The organism is Klebsiella sp. 141153 (assembly GCF_032601995.1).
Lineage (GTDB): Bacteria > Pseudomonadota > Gammaproteobacteria > Enterobacterales > Enterobacteriaceae > Klebsiella > Klebsiella aerogenes.
In genome coordinates, this window is sequence record NZ_JAQIRJ010000014.1 from 148564 (window position 1) to 166766 (window position 18203).

The window sequence follows — 18203 nt, forward strand, 5'->3', positions numbered from 1 at the left end:
AAACTACCGGTGTTGGTGGCCTCAAAATCGCTGAGACGTTCCCGGAAGGCCGGGGAACGCCTCTTCCTCGGCCGCTTCCAGCGCGGCAAAACCGCCCTGCTCCTGCCAGCCGTCAAGCCGCGCGTATACCGTCGCGACGGCATCCTTAACAGGCTGAGTCATCGGGTAATAGAAACCGACAATATCAGGTTGAATGCCCACAAAAATCACCTCGCCAATATCCTCTTTTAACTGATCGATAAGATAGTTAAGCGGCATATTGTGGGTGGTCATCATAAACATGTCGGCGATATCGTCCGGGTCGACAATACGGATTTCGCCGGGATTAAGCCCCATATCGGTCGCGTCGACGATCAGTAGCCGGGTCGGGCGCAGCTCGCGGATGGCGACGATATCGTTTTCCGGCGCGCTGCCGCCGTCAATCACCACCCAGCCGCCGACCGGATTGGCCGCGCACATTTCCGCCAGCAGCGGGCCTGCGCCGTCATCGCCCATCATGCTGTTGCCGACACACAGTAAAACGTCAGTCACGTAGTCTCCTCACCATCAGATAGATGGCGCTTTCCTGGTGAATATCGTGCAGCATGCTGAGCAGGGTTTTACTCCACGCCTGCTGCTCCGGGGTCTGTGCGGATTGCGCTTTATCAAAGGCGTTAGCCAGCATCGCCACGTGATTGCTGTCGATAACGATCTCGCCATACTTCGGTACGCCTTCCATTTTGCGCCGCGCGGCGCTGCCCGCCTCCAGCGTACCGATCCACGCCAGATAGTCCTCCCACGGGCAGCTTAACGCCGCTTCCAGGCAGTCGATGACGCCGAGGTGGTGGCCAATCGCCAGGCTGTAATAGACCACCTGCTGCGCCTGATCCGGCGTCGCGTCGTTCTCATCAATAAATTTACGGCTCAGCTGACTGAACACCACCGTCTCGCTCATCGGATACGCGCCCCCTCGACCACCTGATTCAGGTGCGTAACGATCTCGGTCAGACGCGGATCTTTCTCCGCCTCCAGCCAGCGCAGTACCTGATTATCTCCCTGCCCCAGCAGACGCATATAGTCGTCGGCGATCTGGCGGCCATAGCGATAGCCGGCCAGACGGCGCGCTTCGCGATCGATACGTACCCGCAGCGGCTGAACCATGTTGGGATGCAGCAATTCGGTTGGCTGGTCGTCAAGCTCGCCCGGCTGACGGGCGTGGATTTTTTGCTCCAGCAAACCGAGCGCCATCGCAAAACCGTACAGCGTGGCGGCAGGCGTCGGCGGACAGCCCGGAATATAGACATCGACCGGCACAATTTTGTCGGTGCCGCCCCATACGCAGTACAAATCGTGGAAGATACCGCCGCTGTTGCCGCAGGCGCCGTAAGAGATGCAGATTTTCGGATCCGGCGCCGATTGCCAGGCGCGCAGCGCCGGCGAACGCATCGCGCGGGTCACCGCGCCGGTAAAGAGCAGAATATCGGCATGGCGCGGCGACGGAACTACTTTAATCCCGAAGCGTTCGGCGTCGAATAGCGGCGAAAGGGTGGCGAAAATCTCGATTTCACAGCCGTTACAGCCGCCGCAGTCGACGCGGTAAACATAGGCGGAACGTTTGATTTTTTTCAGCAGCGAGGCCTTCATACTGGCGATGGATTCATCCACCGTCATCGGCAGCGGAATGCCGTTTTCATCGCGCGGGCCTAATAAATTGCTCATCAGCTGGCCTCCCTCATGTGGCGAGTCAGTTCAATACGATCGGACGGCACCAGGCATTTCTGGCGTTTGCATTCCGGGCAGGTCTCAAAACTTTCGCGGTGCAATTCGGCGCGGGTATCGCCGTTGTGCTTAAGCAGCGCAATGGCGTAGTCGATCTCTTTTTGTACCGCGAAAGGTCGCACGCAGACCCGACAGTGGCAAATGGCAAAGCGCGATTGCTGGAGGAAATCCTCTTTTTTCCACACCGCCAGTTCATACTCCTGCGACAGCTTAATCGCCGCCGTCGGGCAGACCTCTTCACAGCGGCCGCAGAAAATACAGCGCCCGAGGTTGAACTGCCACGCCAGCTGGTTAGTCGCCAGATCGGTCTCTACCGTCAGGGCGTTAGACGGACAGGCATTCACGCAGGCCGCGCAGCCGATGCACTGCTGCGGATTGTGCTCCGGTTTGCCGCGGAAGTTTTTATCCACCGGCATCGGCTCCAGCGGATAGGAGTGGGTCGCGGTGCCGGTCTTGATGACTTTTTTAATAAAGGTAAACATTGTTGCTCCCAGGTTGTGTGCGGCCTTTTTCCCTCACCCTAGCCCTCTCCCTGAAAGGGAGAGGGGACAGTTATGCACGGTCAGTGAATTCGCACTCGTTCTGCCCTTCCTTCTCTCCCTTGTGGTGAGAGGGGACAGCTCTGCCCTTCCCCCTCTCCCCTGTGGGGAGAGGGTCGGGGTGAGGGGCCCCACGCAATGGCTCAATTATTTCAGCGGCGAGTTTTTACGCTCGATGCTGTAGCGCTCCAGCTCTTTGTACGGCACCACTTTGCTTTTCTTCTTACGCACATCGACCACCGTCATGCGGTCGGTACAGGAGTAGCAGGGATCGAGGCTACCGATAATCAGCGGCGCGTCGGAGACGGTGTTGCCGCGCAGCATATAGCGCAGGGTCGGCCAGTTGGCGTAGGTGGCCGCACGGCAGCGCCAGCGGTACAGTTTTTGGTTGTCGCCGGTCATGCTCCAGTGGATATCGTCGCCGCGCGGCGCCTCCGAGAAGCCCAGCGCGAAGCGGTGTGGAATATAGGTGAAGCCATCCACCATCAGCGGGCCGCCGGGCAGATTGTCGAGACCGAAATCAATCATATTCAGCGCGGTATAAACTTCGTTGATACGCACCTTGAGGCGAGAAATCACGTCGCAGCCCTGCTCGCTGTGAACTTCCATCGGCAGCAGACCGTAACCGACGAACGGGTGATCGGCGCGGGTATCGCGGGCGTGGCCGCTGGCGCGGACCATCGGGCCGACGTTACTGAAGTCGCGGGCGATTTCTGGATCCAGACGGCCAATACCGACGGTGCGCTGTTCCATGTTCGGCGTGCTGAGCAGCATATCCACCAGTTCCTGCACATCGCGGCGCATCTGCTGCGCCAGCTGGCGGGTCTGGATCATGTCCTCTTTCAGCAGATCGCGGCGAATCCCGCCGATCAGGTTCATGCCGTAGGTTTTACGCGCGCCGGTGAGGATCTCCGCCATCTTCATTGAGGTTTCGCGCACGCGGAAGAACTGCATAAAACCGGAGTCAAAGCCGGTGAAATGGCAGGCCAGGCCAAGGTTCAGCAGGTGCGAGTGCAGGCGTTCCACTTCCAGCAGAATGGCGCGGATCATCTGCGCGCGCTCCGGCACCACGATGCCCATCGCGTTCTCCACCGAGGTGGTATAGGCGGTGCTGTGGGCAAAGCCGCAGATGCCGCATACCCGGTCCGACAGGAACGTTACTTCGTTGTAACCCATGCGGGTTTCCGCCAGCTTTTCCATGCCGCGATGGACATAGAACAGGCGGTAATCGGCGTCGATAATGTTCTCGCCGTCGACAAACAGACGGAAGTGTCCAGGCTCATCGGAGGTGACGTGCAGCGGGCCAATCGGCACCACGTTGTTTTTCTTACTGCCGAGCTCGTTAATGAACTCGTAGGTCTCCGCGTCGGTGGTCGGCGCCGGGCGCTGGCGGTAGTCCATGCTGTCTTTACGCAGCGGATAGAGTTCATCCGGCCAGTCGTCCGGCAGCACCAGGCGGCGCTCGTCCGGCAGGCCCACCGGCACCAGACCGTACATATCGCGTACTTCGCGCTCGCCCCATACCGCCGCCGGCACGCGCGGGGTCACCGACGGATATTCCGGTTTGTTGGCATCGACTTCCACGCGCACGGTGATCCAGCATTTAGTGCCCTGCTCCATCGACAGCACGTAGTAAACCGCATAGTGGCCGTTCAACTTACGTTCGTCGTTGCCGAACAGTACCGACAGCCAGCCCCCCTGCTTGTAGTACAGGAACTCGACCACTTCCGGCAGGTAGTTAACCTTCACGGTGACGGTTAGCTGATCTTTGGTCTGCCAGGCTTCGTCCAGCACCACGCCAGGAAAGGCCTGGTGCAGCGCCGCAAGATAGTGTTGACCGATTTTTTCTTCAGACATGCTCAAATTCTCTTAATCACGCCACCAGCAAGGAGACGAAAGCTAAAAAGGCGAAACCAAACCCGGCCCAGGTGACGCGGGAGGTGGCACAAAAACGTAGACGCGCCATGCTGTTTTCGAATAGCGCGATAATCAGCACTCCCGCCACCAGCTTGACGATGGCGACCACCAGCGCCAGCAGCAGGCCTGGCGCGCTAAAGCTGGTCATCTGTCCCCACGGGATAAATACGCCGACGAACATCTGCAGCACCACCAGCTGTTTCAGGCTGATGCCCCACTTCAGCACCGCAAAACCGCTGCCGCTGTACTCGGAAAGCGGCCCTTCCTGCAGCTCCTGTTCGGCCTCGGCTAAATCGAACGGCAGTTTGCCCATTTCGATAAAGGTGGCGAAAGCGCAGGCGCACAGCGCCAGGATCAGCGGGATGCTGCGCGCGGCGGGCCAGTGGTAAATGGTGTCGGTAATCGCGCTAATATGGGTGGAGCCGGCTACCTGCGCCGCGACCCACAGCCCAAGCAGCAAGATCGGTTCGACCAGCACGCCGAGCATCGCTTCACGGCTGCTGCCGATAGCGGTGAACGGACTACCGGTATCCAGGCCGGAAATGGCGAAGAAGAAACGGGCGATGGCGAACAGGTAGATAAGCGTAATCAGGTCGCCCAGCCCCGGCAGCGGTGAATCTACGGTCACTACCGGCAGCGCGGCGGCGATGGTCAGCATCACGCCGACCATCACAAACGGCGTCAGGCGGAATACCCAGCCGGAAGCGTCCGGGCCCACGCTCTGGCGACCCAGCAGTTTCAGGATATCCCGATACTCCTGCAGTACGCCCGGCCCGCGGCGGTTATGCAGGCGCGCGCGGGCAACGCGGGTCAGGCCGGACAGCAGCGGCGCGACGGCAAACAGTACCAGCGCCTGTATTAATGCAACGAATAGGTTCACTCTCAGGCTCCTCGCGAAATCACAATCACCACCAGTACCGCCAGCTCGATCAGCGCCACGCCGCGCAGCAACGCGGACGCGGCGGCGTTCTGCCAGCCGGGCACCAGCCGTACCGGATTCAACCAGTGACGCAGCTTCAGCAGCGGCGCAAAGGCTTCTTTCACCGGCATGGCGAAGCCGTGGGCGGTGACCACCATCGCTTGTTCATGATCGTAGCCGCAGACCCACGCCGCGCCGCGCGAGCGCGCCGGCAGGCGGTCGCCTTTGAAGAAGATCATCAGCAGGAACGGCAGCAGCGGACAGGCAATCAGCAGAATGGCGATCAGCGGCTGCGATACGACGCTTGTGGTCTGCGCCGGAACCGGAATGACGTGGCCGACCAGCGGCAACAGCCACGGCGCCGCCACGCCGCCGATGACGCAGCACGCGGCGGCCAGCACCACGCTTAAGGTCATCAGCCAGGGCGCGCAGGTGGCGTTTTCCGCCTCTTGACTGCGCGGCGCGCCAAGGAAGGTGACACCGTAGACTTTGGCCATACACATCACCGCCAGCGCCCCGGTAATCGCCAGGCCAACCGCCAGCAGCGGCCCCAGCAGACGTCCGATAAACGCCTCGCCGGTGCTCAGCTTGAAGAAGGATTGATAGATAACCCATTCGCCGGCAAAGCCGTTCAGCGGTGGCAGCGCGGCCATCGCCATCAGCCCCACCAGCATGGCGAGTGAAATCAGCGGCATTTTTTTACCGATGCCGCCCAGCTTCTCGATATCGCGATGCCCGGTACGGAACCACACCGCCCCCGCGCCAAGGAACAGCGTGGTTTTGAACAGGCTGTGGTTGATCAGGTGGTACATGCCGCCGATAAAGCCCAGCACCATCAGCGCATTGTTGCCGGTGGCAATACCGGTGACGAAGGCGCCGAGGCCAAGCAGAATAATGCCTATGTTTTCCAGAGTGTGGTAAGCCAGCAGGCGCTGGATGTTATGTTCCATCAGCGCGTACAGCCCGCCGATAAAGGCGGTAATCATCCCCAGCACCAGCAGCAGCACGCCCCACCACAGCGGCGGTACGCTACCGGCCAGCGACACGGTCAGGATCCCGTACAGACCGACCTTCATCACCACCGTTGAAAACAGCGCGGCGGCCGGGGCGCTGGCGCCCGCATGCGCCTGCGGCGCCCAGCCGTGCAGCGGGATCACCCCGGCGAGCAGGGCAAAACCGAGCAGACCCGGCAGCCACAGCGCCATGTTCTGCGGCGCGCCGGCGGCCAGCTGGCTAATCGCCGCCAGATCGAGAGTGCCGTAGAACGACCACACCAGCCAGCAGGTCCACGCCAGCAGCAGGGTACCGAGACGCCCCAGCGCAAACCACAGTTTGCCGGACTGCGCGCAACCGGTGAGAAACGCGGCGCACAGCGCCATGATTTCCGCCATCACCACCAGGCTGCCGAAGTTAGTCACCACCACCGCGCAGGTGGCGGCAGCCAGCAGCAGGTTAACCAGCAGGCCATTCGATTTGACCTGCGGATGACGATGCCAGGAAATGTTAAACAGCGAAATCGGCAGCGCCGACAGACCGATGGCCAGCAGCCACAGAGCGTTAATCCCGCCTACCCGCATCGCCAGATGCAGATACTGCAGCATGCCGCCGTTGATCCGCTCCGGCGCGATCAGCGCCGAGAAGCCGGCGACGATTAACATCGCGCTGGCGACCGCGCCGCCGATCCCGGCAATCGCGCCGCTCAGCGGTTTACGCAGACTAAACAAAAACGCCAGCACCGCGCTGGCGGCATACCAGGCAACCGCCTGATTCACTAATGCAACCACGCTCATTTCACGCCCCCTTGTTGCGCCTGAAACAGCGACAAATCGCCGAGGTCGGTATTAAAGGTCAGTTCGCGCTTACGCTTGCTGGACTTAGCAATATCGCGAATATCCACCAGCAGTAAGGCTTTGGTCGGGCAGGTCCGCACGCAGGCCGGGCCCTGCTCATCAAAGTGGCAGAGGTCGCATTTCACGGCGATAGCGCGAACGCCAGGCACCCAGTCGAGCAGCGAGCTGACGCGGGCCGGAGCCGGCGGCGCGGCGGGTGCCATCGGCGTGTTAGCGTTGGCGGGAATATCCAACGGGCGGCTGCCGGAGAATTCAATCGCGCCGAACGGGCAGGCGATGCCGCACAGTTTGCAGCTCACGCACAGGCTTTCATTGAGCTGTACCGCGCCGTCAACGCGAGTAATGGCGTTGACCGGACACACCGCGGCGCAAGGCGCGTCTTCACAGTGGTGGCACATCTGCGGCGCAGACTCTTTTTCATTACGCATGACCTGCAGGCGCGGCATACTTTGCAGGCCATACTGGCGGTGCGTCTCGGAACAGGCGGCTTCGCAGGTGCGGCAGCCAATACAGACGCTGGAATCAGCAATTACAAAACGGTTCACCGGGTCATCCTCGGGTGAAAGTCACTTTTGACGAAATCAGGCCGCGCAGGTGTCGGTTTCGACACTTGTCGACACTTCACAATTAATGGACCTGCGCCAGATGGCTTAAATCCACCGGCTGGTCGCGCTCCATGGCCTCATACAGACGGTCATAGACGGTGGCGATGATCGCCAGGTAGTGTTCCAGCACCGCTTCGCGGGAACGGTTACTGATGCGACCGTCAATTACGCCTTCCGCATCCAGCGTCGCCTGGGCGATCAGCCGTTTGTCATCGCCATTTTTGCTTTCTACGTAGTATTCGATGGTGTGGCTGTTAAAGCCTTCCGCCAGCGCGACATATACCTGAAAGTGGCCGAACAGCACGAAGCACAGCTCTTTGTCCGGCGCGCAGCTCATCGCGTGATGCAGACGCGCTTTCGACAGGGTGATGCCCTGAACCAGCGAGTTGCAGTAGGTGTGCCACTGCTCCTGATGCTGGCGGTGACGATCGGCGATGTAGTCCGCCTTTTCACTTAATTCCCAAATTGTCATCCCGGATCCTCCCGTTACATGAGATGCACCGGTTAAGCATTTTCCATGCCAATATTTATTTATTTGAATTTAAATGAATTATTAAAAACTCGCGCGCCATCACGACATGTCGATGACAGCCGCACGTCGTCGTCATCGACAGTTCCCCCACCGTTTATGGTCTCCTGGCATCGTTATTGCATATAGCCGCCATAGTATTAACGGAGGCCAACATGCACGAAATCACGCTAAGCCAGCGGGCGCTGGAAATTATTGAGCAACAGGCGCGGCAAAACGGCGCGCGCCGGGTCACCGGCGTGTGGCTGAAGGTCGGCGCGTTTTCCTGCGTGGAGGCCAGCGCCCTCACCTTCTGTTTTGAACTGGTGTGCCGCGGCACGCTGGCGGAAGGCTGCGCGCTGCACATTGCCGAACAACAGGCCGAATGCTGGTGTGAACGCTGTCAGCAGTATGTGCATCTTGTCTCTCAGCACGTCCGCCGCTGCCCGCACTGCGATAACGACCAGTTGCAGATCGTGGCGGATGATGGCTTACAGATTCAGCGTTTAGAATTGGAGTAAAAGATTATGTGTACGACATGCGGCTGCGGAGAAGGCAACCTTTATATCGAAGGCGATGAACATAACCCGCACTCGGCGTTTCGCAGCGCCCCCTTCGCCCCCGCCCCGCGCCAGACCATGACCATCACCGGCGTGAAAACCGATAACTTCTCCCCGACCCGCAGCGCGCAAGGCGATCTGCATTACGGCCACGGCGAAGCGGGTACCCACGCGCCGGGGCAAAGCCAGCGGCGGATGCTGGAAGTTGAAATCGACGTGCTGGATAAAAACAATCGCCTGGCGGCGCGCAACCGCGCGCGCTTCGCGGCGAACAATCAACTGGTGCTGAATCTGGTCTCCAGCCCCGGCTCCGGTAAAACCACCCTGCTCACCGAAACCCTGACGCGCCTGAAAGGCATCGTCGACTGCGCGGTCATTGAAGGCGATCAGCAGACGGTCAACGATGCCGCGCGTATCCGCGCCACCGGCACGCCGGCGATTCAGGTCAATACCGGCAAGGGCTGCCATCTCGATGCGCAAATGATTGCCGACGCCTCTGCGCGTCTGCCGGCTGGCGATAACGGCATTCTGTTTATCGAAAACGTCGGCAACCTGGTCTGCCCGGCCAGCTTCGACCTTGGCGAACGTCATAAAGTGGCGGTGCTGTCGGTCACCGAAGGGGAAGATAAACCGCTGAAGTATCCGCATATGTTTGCCGCCGCCAGCCTGATGCTGCTCAACAAAGTCGACCTGCTGCCGTACCTCAACTTTGACGTCGAGAAGTGCCTCGCCTGCGCGCGGGAAGTGAATCCGCATATCGAGATTATTTTGCTCTCCGCCACCAGCGGCGAAGGCATGGACCAGTGGCTCAACTGGCTGGAGACGCAGCGATGTGCATAGGCATTCCGGGGCAAATTCGCACGATTGACGGCGTGATGGCGAAGGTTGAAGTGTGTGGCATTCAGCGCGAAGTCGATCTGACGTTGGTCGGCGCCGTCGACGAACAGGGCCAGCCGCGCATCGGCCAGTGGGTGCTGGTACACGTCGGGTTCGCCATGAGCGTGATTAACGAAGCCGAAGCGCGCGATACCCTCGACGCGCTGCAAAACATGTTCGAGGTTGAACCGGACGTCGGCGCGTTGCTATACGGCGAGGAGCGATAATGCGTTTTGTTGATGAATACCGCGCGCCGGAGCAGGTGCTGCAGCTGGTCGAACATCTGCAGCAACGCGCCCGGCTGCTGGACTACAGTGAAGCCCGCCCGCTGCGGATGATGGAGGTCTGCGGCGGTCATACCCACGCCATCTTTAAATTCGGCCTCGACCAGCTATTACCGAAGAATATTGAATTTATTCACGGCCCCGGCTGCCCGGTGTGCGTCCTGCCGATGGGCCGCATTGACGCGTGTATCGAGATAGCCAGCCGCCCGGAGGTGATTTTCTGCACCTTTGGCGATGCGATGCGCGTGCCGGGAAAAAACGGGTCGCTGCTGCAGGCGAAGAGTCGCGGCGCCGATGTGCGAATCGTTTACTCGCCGATGGACGCCCTGCGGCTGGCGCAGCAGAATCCGCAGCGCGAGGTGGTTTTTTTTGGTCTCGGTTTCGAAACCACTATGCCCGCCACCGCGCTGACGCTGCGTCAGGCCCGCGAGCGCAACGTCGACAACTTCTACTTTTTCTGTCAGCACATCACCTTACTGCCGACGCTGCGCAGCCTGCTGGACCAGCCGGACAACGGTATCGATGCGTTTCTCGCCCCCGGCCACGTCAGTATGGTGATTGGCACCGACGCCTACGGTTTCATCGCCAGCGACTATCATCGGCCATTAGTCGTTGCTGGATTTGAACCACTTGATCTACTGCAAGGCGTGATCATGCTGGTTGAGCAGAAAATAGCGCAGCGCAGTCAGGTAGAGAATCAGTACCGTCGCGTGGTGCCGGATGCCGGTAACGCGCTGGCGCAGGCGGCAATCGCCGAGGTCTTTTGCCTGAGCGGCGATAGCGAATGGCGCGGCCTGGGGACGATCAACGATTCCGGCGTTTGCCTGACGCCAGATTATCAACGCTTTGACGCCGAGGCCCATTTCCGCCCGGCGCCGCAGCGCGTTTGCGACGACCCGCGCGCCCGCTGCGGTGAAGTGCTGACCGGGCGTTGTAAACCACACCAGTGCCCGCTGTTTGGTCGCGTCTGCAACCCGCAGAGCGCCTTTGGCGCGCTGATGGTCTCCTCAGAGGGCGCCTGCGCCGCCTGGTATCAATATCGCAGTCAGGAAAATAAAGCATGAAAAGCATTCAGTTAGCTCACGGTAGCGGCGGTCAGGCGATGCAGCAACTCATTGGCGAGCTGTTTATGCAGGCCTTCGCCAACCCCTGGCTGGCCGAACAGGAAGATCAGGCGCGTTTAGATCTCGCCGGGCTTGCCGCCCAGGGCGATCGGCTGGCCTTCTCAACGGACAGCTACGTCATTGATCCGTTATTTTTCCCCGGCGGCGATATCGGCAAACTGGCAATTTGCGGCACCGCCAACGACGTCGCGGTCAGCGGCGCCGTGCCACGCTATCTCTCCTGCGGGTTTATTCTCGAAGAGGGGCTGGAGATGGCGACGCTGGAAGCGGTGGTGCGCAGCATGGCAACTACCGCTCAGCAAGCTGGAATTGCCATTGTGACCGGCGATACCAAAGTGGTGCCGCGCGGCGCGGCAGATAAAATATTCATCAATACCGCCGGTATTGGCGCCATCCCCAGCGATATTCACTGGGGAGCGCAGCAGATTAGCGCCGGCGATGTGCTGCTGGTCAGCGGCACGCTCGGCGATCACGGCGCCACCATTCTTAACCTGCGCGAACAGCTGGGGCTGGACGGCGCATTATCCAGCGACTGCGCGGTGCTGACGCCGCTTATCCAGACCCTGCGCGAGATTCCGGGTATCAAAGCGCTGCGCGACGCCACCCGCGGCGGCGTCAACGCGGTGGCGCACGAGTTTGCCGCCGCCAGCGGCTGCGGTATCGAACTGCATGAAGCGAAGCTGCCGGTCAACGATACGGTACGCGGCGTTTGCGAACTGCTGGGGCTCGACGCCCTGAATTTCGCCAACGAAGGTAAACTGGTGATTGCCGTCGCCAGAGAAGCCGCGCCGCGCGTACTTGAGCATTTACGGTCTCACCCGCTCGGGCAGAATGCCGCGATAATTGGCGACGTTGTCGAGCGCGTCGGCGTGCGCTCCGTAGGGTTATATGGCGTTAAACGCACGCTCGATCTTCCCCACGCCGAGCCGCTGCCGAGAATTTGCTAACCACTGACCGGCCGGAGGGCGGCAGCCGCCTTATCCTGGCGACGTCAAAGCGGCAACAATTGTTTTATTAACAGACTATTATTTGATTCATCTCTTTATTCTGCGCCGCGCTGCGGCGCTTTTTGGACTTAAGCAATGTCGTATACACCAATGGGCGATCTCGGGCAGCAGGGTCTGTTTGATATCACCCGTATTTTATTACAGCAGCCCGATCTGGCCGCGCTGAGCGAAACGCTAACCCGTCTGGTGCAGCAATCCGCGCTTGCCGACCGGGCGGCGATTATCTTGTGGAACCACGGCAACCATCGCGCCGCCAGGTACGCCTGCGACGACGCCGGGCAGCCGGCAAGCTACGAAGATGAAACCGTACTGGCGCACGGCCCGGTACGCCGCCTGCTGTCGCGCCCCGACGCGCTACATTGCGACAACGCGACCTTCGCCGAAACCTGGCCGCAGCTGGCCGCCAGCGGCATTTACCCGGAATTTGGCTACTACTGCCTGCTGCCGCTGGCGGCAGAAGGCCGCATCTTCGGCGGTTGTGAGTTCATCCGCGACGACAACCGGCCATGGAGCGAAAAAGAGTACCAGCGCCTGCATACTTTCGCGCAGATTGTCGCCGTCGTCACCGAGCAGATCCAAAACCGGGTCAGCAACAACGTCGATTACGACCTGCTGTGCCACGAGCGCGATAACTTCCGCATCCTGGTGGCCATCACCAACGCCGTCCTGTCGCGCCTCGATATTGACGAGCTGGTCAGCGAGGTGGCGAAAGAGATCCACCGCTATTTCCGCATCGACGCGATCAGCGTGGTGCTGCGCAGCAACCGCAAAGGCAAGCTCAATATCTACTCCACCCACTATCTCGACGCCAGCCATCCGGTCCACGACCAAAGCGAAGTCGATGAAGCCGGCACGCTAACCGAGCGGGTGTTTAAGAGCAAAGAGATGCTGTTGCTCAATCTGCATGAGCACGACTCGCTGGCGCCGTATGAGAAAATGCTCTTCGAGATGTGGGATAACCAGATCCAGACCCTATGCCTGTTGCCGCTCATGTCCGGTAATACGCTGCTCGGGGTGCTGAAGCTGGCGCAGTGCGATGAGCAGGTGTTTACCACTACTAACCTTAAACTGCTGCGGCAAATCGCCGAGCGCGTATCGATAGCTATCGATAATGCCCTCGCCTATCGCGAAATCCAGCGGCTGAAAGAACGGCTGGTGGATGAAAACCTGGCGCTCACCGAACAGCTCAACAACGTCGAAAGCGAGTTTGGCGAAATCATCGGTCGCAGCGAAGCGATGCACAGCGTGCTCAAGCAGGTGGAGATGGTGGCGCAGAGCGACAGTACAGTGCTGATCCTCGGTGAAACCGGCACCGGTAAGGAACTGATTGCCCGCGCTATTCATAACCTGAGCGGGCGCAACGGCCGACGGATGGTGAAAATGAACTGCGCGGCGATGCCCGCGGGCCTGCTGGAAAGCGATCTGTTCGGCCACGAGCGCGGCGCTTTTACCGGCGCCAGCGCCCAGCGCATCGGCCGTTTCGAACTGGCGGACAAAAGCTCGCTGTTCCTCGATGAGGTCGGCGATATGCCGCTGGAGCTGCAGCCGAAGCTGCTGCGCGTTCTTCAGGAGCAGGAATTCGAACGCCTGGGCAGTAATAAACTGATTCAGACCGATGTACGGCTGATCGCCGCCACCAACCGCGATCTCAAACAGATGGTTATCGATCGTGAATTCCGCAGCGATCTTTACTATCGGCTCAATGTGTTCCCGATCCACCTGCCGCCGCTGCGCGAACGGCCGGACGATATTCCGCTGCTGGTGAAAGCGTTCACCTTCAAAATCGCCCGCCGTCTGGGGCGCAACATCGACAGTATTCCGGCGGAGACCCTGCGTACGCTTTCGCGCATGGAGTGGCCGGGCAACGTGCGCGAGCTGGAAAACGTCGTCGAGCGCGCGGTGTTGTTAACCCGCGGCAACGTACTGCAACTGTCGCTGCCGGAAATGCATATTGAACAGGAGACGCTGGCGCCGGAAGTGCTGCCGGAGGAAGGCGAAGATGAATATCAGCTGATCGTCCGGGTATTGAAAGAGAGTAACGGCGTGGTGGCCGGGCCAAAAGGCGCCGCCCAGCGCCTGGGGCTCAAGCGCACGACGCTGCTGTCACGCATGAAGCGTTTAGGCATTAATAAGGATCGGTTAGTCTAGCCCGGCGATATGTCTCTCATGGCGGAGGGATTTTCCCGGAGGCGGCGCATTGCGCCTTCTCCGGGCTACCAAATCGCACAGGACCGTAGGTCGGATAAGCGTAGCGCCATCCGACAAAATAACGGCACAACCGCTTGCGCTCTCCCCGGTGGCGCTTACGCTTACCGGGGCTACCAAATCGCGCATGGACCGTAGGTCGGATAAGCGTAGCGCCATCCGACAAAATAACGCAGCGACCCATCGAATACCGGACCGAACCCGGATTACCCCTCCCTGCCAAATCCTTCTCAACCTAATCATTACCCCAACATCTAAATAAGAATTATTTTCATTTATAAATAGCTTGTGCTATATAACATAGCAAAGGCTATAAACGATGATTAATTAATCGCAATACCGTGAGGGATCCTATGCCGCATCTGCCGCCGTTCAAGCACCTGTTGTTCTCCGCCGCATTAGCGCTGCTTGCTATCGCCCCCGCTCAGGCGCAAGAAAAATTCAAAGTCATTACCACCTTCACCGTGATCGCCGATATGGCGCAGAACGTCGCCGGCGACGCCGCTGACGTCAGCTCAATCACCAAACCGGGCGCGGAAATTCACGAATATCAGCCGACGCCGGGCGATATCAAACGCGCGCAGGGGGCGAAGCTTATTCTCGCCAACGGTCTCAACCTCGAACTGTGGTTCGCCCGTTTTTATCAGCACCTGAACGGCGTACCGGAAGTCGTGGTCAGCAACGGTATTCAGCCGATGGGCATCAGCGATGGCCCCTACAACGGCAAGCCCAACCCACACGCCTGGATGTCGGCGGATAATGCGCTGATCTACGTCGATAATATTCGCGATGCGCTGGTGAAATACGATCCCGTCAATGCCGACACCTATCGCCGTAACGCCGAGGCCTACAAAGATAAAATCCGCCAGACCATGGCGCCGCTGAAGGCCGAACTGGCGAAACTGCCGGCGGACAAACGCTGGCTGGTCACCAGCGAAGGCGCATTCTCGTATCTGGCGCGCGATAACGGCCTGCAGGAGCGTTATCTGTGGCCGATTAACGCCGACCAGCAGGGCACGCCGCAGCAGGTGCGTAAAACTATCGACACCATGAAGAAGGAGCATATCCCGACCATCTTCAGTGAAAGCACCATCTCCGACAAACCGGCGCGACAGGTCGCCCGTGAAGCCGGCGCCCACTATGGCGGCGTACTGTATGTTGACTCACTGAGTACCGCCGACGGCCCGGTGCCGACCTATCTTGACCTGCTGCGCGTCACCACCGAAACCATCGTCAAAGGGATCAACGATGGCCTGAGGAAACAGTCATGATTGCGCCGCAAGCGGGACTTATCGTCGACCAGGTCACGGTGACCTATCGCAACGGCCACACCGCCCTGCGCGATGCAACGTTCAGCGTACCGCGCGGATCGATTGCCGCGCTGGTGGGGGTCAACGGCTCCGGTAAATCGACGTTGTTCAAAGCGCTGATGGGCTTCGTGCGCGTCGGCCACGGCGATATCGCCATTCTCGGCCAGCCGGTCAACCGCGCGCTACGGCAAAACCTTGTCGCCTACGTACCACAATCGGAAGAGGTGGACTGGTCCTTTCCGGTGCTGGTGGAAGATGTAGTAATGATGGGCCGCTATGGTCATATGGGCTGGCTGCGGCGGGCGAAGCCCCGCGACCGGCAGATTGTCGATGCCGCGCTGGCCCGCGTAGGGATGAGCGAATACCGCAAAAGACAAATTGGTGAGCTCTCCGGCGGGCAGAAAAAGCGCGTGTTTCTCGCCCGCGCCATTGCTCAGGAAGGCAAAGTGATCCTGCTCGATGAGCCGTTTACCGGCGTCGATGTGCAGACCGAGGCGCGGATCATCACCCTGCTGCGAGAACTGCGCGACGAAGGCTGTACCATGCTGGTCTCTACCCATAACCTCGGTTCAGTCAGCGAATTTTGCGATTACACGGTGATGGTGAAAGGCACCGTACTGGCCAGCGGTCCGACGGAGACCACCTTCACCGCCGAGAACCTGGAGCTGGCCTTCAGCGGCGTGTTGCGTCACGTCACACTCACCGGTGCGGAAGAACGCATTATTACCGACGATGAGCGGCCGTTTATCAGCCATCGCGCGGCGGGGGGCCAACGATGAGCTGGCTGCTGGAGCCGTTTGGCTATCAATACATGCTCAACGCGATGTGGGTCTCGGCATTAGTCGGCGGCGTCTGCGCCTTTCTCTCCTGCTACCTGATGCTCAAAGGCTGGTCGCTGATTGGCGACGCCCTCTCCCACTCGATCGTTCCCGGCGTCGCCGGCGCTTATATGCTCGGCCTGCCCTTTGCGCTCGGCGCGTTTCTCTCCGGCGGCCTGGCGGCAGGCAGCATGCTGTTTCTTAACCAGCGTTCGCGGCTTAAAGAGGACGCCATCATCGGGCTGATTTTCTCATCGTTTTTCGGCATCGGCCTGTTTATGGTGTCGCTGAATCCGACCTCGGTGAACATTCAAACCATTATTCTCGGCAACATTCTCGCCATCGCTCCGGAGGATATTATCCAGCTGGCGGCGATTGGCTTTATTTCGATGGCGATCCTGTTGCTGAAGTGGAAAGACCTGATGGTCACCTTCTTCGATGAGAACCATGCCCGCTCAATTGGCCTTAATACCAGCGGCCTGAAGCTGCTGTTCTTCACTCTGTTGGCTGCCTGCACCGTGGCGGCGCTGCAAACCGTCGGCGCGTTTCTGGTCATCTGTCTGGTCGTGACGCCCGGCGCCACCGCCTGGCTGTTAACCGACCGCTTCCCGCGTCTGCTGGCCATTGCCGTCGCTATCGGCAGCCTGACCAGCTTCTTCGGCGCGTGGCTGAGCTACTATCTTGATGGTGCCACCGGCGGCATCATCGTGGTGGCGCAGACGCTGCTGTTCTTAGCCACCTTTGTCTTCGCGCCGAAGCACGGCCTGCTGGCCAACCGCCGCCGCGCCAGGGAGGCCTCATGCTAACGATGCTCCTTGAACCATTACAGTTTCCGTTTATGGTCAACGCGATGCTGGTGGCGACGATCGTCGCCGTCCCCTGCGCACTGCTGTCGGTATTTCTGGTGTTAAAAGGCTGGGCGCTGATGGGTGATGCCATGAGCCACGCGGTGTTCCCCGGCGTGGTGGTGGCCTACATTATCGGCATCCCCTTCGCCATCGGCGCGTTTATTGCCGGCTTATTTTGCGCCGTCGCCACCGGTTTTCTCGACGATAACAGCCGTATCAAGCGCGATACCATTATGGGGATCGTCTTCTCGGGGATGTTCGGCGCCGGGCTGGTGCTGTACGTGGCGATTCAATCCGAGGTCCATCTCGACCATATTCTGTTTGGCGATATGCTGGGAATATCCGCCAGCGATATCGGGCAAACGGCGGTGATTGCGCTGGCGATTGCGCTGATTATCGGGCTAAAGTGGCGCGATTTTTTACTGCACGCTTTTGATCCGAATCAGGCCAAAGCCAGCGGCCTGCGCTGCGGGCTGCTGCATTATGGCCTGCTGTGCATGATCGCCCTGACTATCGTCGCGACGTTAAAGTCGGTGGGGATTATTCTGTCGATTTCGCTGCTGATAGCGCCCGGCGCTATCGCTCTGCTGCTGACGCGGCGCTTTGTCAGCGCATTATTGCTGGCAACGGTAATCGCCGTGGGCTGTTCGCTGGCGGGCGTCTGGCTGTCGTTTTATCTCGATAGCGCGCCGGCGCCAACCATCGTGGTGCTGTTTACCGCGCTGTTCGTGCTGGCCTTTGTCGCCAGCACGATCCGTGACGGTCAGAAACAGAAGGCGTCAGCAACGCTCTCCGGTAGCGGCTAACGCCAGCATGAATGCCAGGAGCTGTAGCCCTGCTAAACGCAGCGCGAGCAGGGAGAATTGTCGGATGGCGCTACGCTTATCCGGCCTACAGTCCGTGCGGCCTGCCTTTAATTTATTCACCATGCTGGCTGAAACTGCCGGTGCTGGCGATCTCAAAACCCCCGGTGGCGCTGCCGCTTACCGGGGCTACAGCGCTGTGCGATTTGGTAGCCCGGAGAAGGCGCAACGCGCCGCGTCCGGGAAAACCCCTTAAAAAAGTTGCCAACCGA

At 59.9% G+C, this 18203-nt stretch carries 19 protein-coding genes; 10 read left to right on the top strand and 9 right to left on the bottom strand.

The features are described 5' to 3' along the window. Nucleotides 1–21: 21 nt before the first annotated feature. The 9 genes from hycI to hycA all read right to left on the bottom strand — a co-directional run bounded on the left by hycI (nt 22) and on the right by hycA (nt 8060). Nucleotides 22–531 (bottom strand): hydrogenase maturation peptidase HycI, encoded by a 510-nt coding sequence (gene hycI, locus PGS10_RS22815; RefSeq protein WP_045395388.1) that lies wholly within the window; start codon nt 529–531, stop codon nt 22–24. Continuing rightward, nucleotides 524–934, bottom strand: coding sequence for a formate hydrogenlyase maturation HycH family protein (locus PGS10_RS22820; RefSeq protein ID WP_045395386.1), 411 nt, complete (start codon nt 932–934; stop codon nt 524–526). Before PGS10_RS22820 ends, hycI begins: the two co-directional genes overlap by 8 nt. Then, nucleotides 931–1698: an NADH-quinone oxidoreductase subunit B family protein gene (locus PGS10_RS22825; RefSeq protein ID WP_015370030.1), complete on the bottom strand. Its 768-nt coding sequence runs from the start codon at nt 1696–1698 to the stop codon at nt 931–933. The genes PGS10_RS22820 and PGS10_RS22825 overlap by 4 nt, the downstream gene beginning before the upstream one ends. Beyond that, nucleotides 1698–2240, bottom strand: a complete 543-nt coding sequence (locus PGS10_RS22830; protein WP_316423545.1) for a formate hydrogenlyase complex iron-sulfur subunit — start codon at nt 2238–2240, stop codon at nt 1698–1700. Before PGS10_RS22830 ends, PGS10_RS22825 begins: the two co-directional genes overlap by 1 nt. Nucleotides 2241–2444: 204 nt before the next feature. Beyond that, nucleotides 2445–4154 (bottom strand): formate hydrogenlyase subunit HycE, encoded by a 1710-nt coding sequence (gene hycE, locus PGS10_RS22835; protein WP_015370028.1) that lies wholly within the window; start codon nt 4152–4154, stop codon nt 2445–2447. Between the two features lie 16 nt (nt 4155–4170). After that, a complete protein-coding gene (locus tag PGS10_RS22840) occupies nt 4171–5094 on the bottom strand; it encodes a respiratory chain complex I subunit 1 family protein (protein ID WP_045395381.1) in 924 nt (307 codons plus the stop codon). Nucleotides 5095–5096: 2 nt separating this feature from the next. Beyond that, entirely contained in the window at nt 5097–6923 is a 1827-nt protein-coding gene (hycC, locus tag PGS10_RS22845; RefSeq protein WP_316423546.1) for a formate hydrogenlyase subunit 3, read from the bottom strand. Next, the gene (locus PGS10_RS22850; RefSeq protein WP_047044110.1) at nt 6920–7528 is read right to left on the bottom strand and encodes a 4Fe-4S dicluster domain-containing protein; all 609 of its coding nucleotides are present in this window, start codon (nt 7526–7528) and stop codon (nt 6920–6922) included. The genes hycC and PGS10_RS22850 overlap by 4 nt, the downstream gene beginning before the upstream one ends. A gap of 82 nt (nt 7529–7610) precedes the next feature. Beyond that, nucleotides 7611–8060 carry a formate hydrogenlyase regulator HycA gene (gene hycA, locus PGS10_RS22855; RefSeq protein ID WP_015370024.1) on the bottom strand — a complete coding sequence of 150 codons (450 nt, stop codon included), beginning with the start codon at nt 8058–8060 and terminating at the stop codon, nt 7611–7613. Nucleotides 8061–8272: 212 nt separating this feature from the next. Between hycA and hypA the strand changes: the two genes are divergently transcribed. From hypA to PGS10_RS22905, 10 genes are all read left to right on the top strand, one after another. Continuing rightward, on the top strand, nt 8273–8617 hold the full coding sequence (gene hypA / locus PGS10_RS22860) for a hydrogenase maturation nickel metallochaperone HypA (RefSeq protein WP_015370023.1): 345 nt from the start codon (nt 8273–8275) through the stop codon (nt 8615–8617). 6 nt (nt 8618–8623) lie between these two features. Further along, complete coding sequence (gene hypB / locus PGS10_RS22865) at nt 8624–9496, top strand: hydrogenase nickel incorporation protein HypB (RefSeq protein ID WP_015370022.1); 873 nt, start codon at nt 8624–8626, stop codon at nt 9494–9496. Next, nucleotides 9487–9759, top strand: a complete 273-nt coding sequence (locus PGS10_RS22870) for a HypC/HybG/HupF family hydrogenase formation chaperone (protein WP_015370021.1) — start codon at nt 9487–9489, stop codon at nt 9757–9759. Before hypB ends, PGS10_RS22870 begins: the two co-directional genes overlap by 10 nt. Further along, complete coding sequence (hypD, locus tag PGS10_RS22875) at nt 9759–10880, top strand: hydrogenase formation protein HypD (RefSeq protein WP_047044106.1); 1122 nt, start codon at nt 9759–9761, stop codon at nt 10878–10880. The genes PGS10_RS22870 and hypD overlap by 1 nt, the downstream gene beginning before the upstream one ends. Continuing rightward, a complete protein-coding gene (hypE, locus tag PGS10_RS22880; RefSeq protein WP_316423549.1) occupies nt 10877–11887 on the top strand; it encodes a hydrogenase expression/formation protein HypE in 1011 nt (336 codons plus the stop codon). The genes hypD and hypE overlap by 4 nt, the downstream gene beginning before the upstream one ends. Nucleotides 11888–12022: 135 nt before the next feature. After that, the gene (flhA, locus tag PGS10_RS22885; RefSeq protein ID WP_045377386.1) at nt 12023–14095 is read left to right on the top strand and encodes a formate hydrogenlyase transcriptional activator FlhA; all 2073 of its coding nucleotides are present in this window, start codon (nt 12023–12025) and stop codon (nt 14093–14095) included. 410 nt (nt 14096–14505) lie between these two features. Continuing rightward, entirely contained in the window at nt 14506–15423 is a 918-nt protein-coding gene (locus PGS10_RS22890; protein WP_063416277.1) for a metal ABC transporter substrate-binding protein, read from the top strand. Then, nucleotides 15420–16241 (top strand): manganese/iron ABC transporter ATP-binding protein, encoded by an 822-nt coding sequence (locus tag PGS10_RS22895; protein WP_047044102.1) that lies wholly within the window; start codon nt 15420–15422, stop codon nt 16239–16241. Before PGS10_RS22890 ends, PGS10_RS22895 begins: the two co-directional genes overlap by 4 nt. After that, nucleotides 16238–17086 (top strand): iron/manganese ABC transporter permease subunit SitC, encoded by an 849-nt coding sequence (gene sitC / locus PGS10_RS22900; protein ID WP_015370015.1) that lies wholly within the window; start codon nt 16238–16240, stop codon nt 17084–17086. The genes PGS10_RS22895 and sitC overlap by 4 nt, the downstream gene beginning before the upstream one ends. Beyond that, nucleotides 17080–17934 carry a metal ABC transporter permease gene (locus tag PGS10_RS22905; RefSeq protein ID WP_045395370.1) on the top strand — a complete coding sequence of 285 codons (855 nt, stop codon included), beginning with the start codon at nt 17080–17082 and terminating at the stop codon, nt 17932–17934. Before sitC ends, PGS10_RS22905 begins: the two co-directional genes overlap by 7 nt. Nucleotides 17935–18203 lie beyond the last annotated feature (269 nt).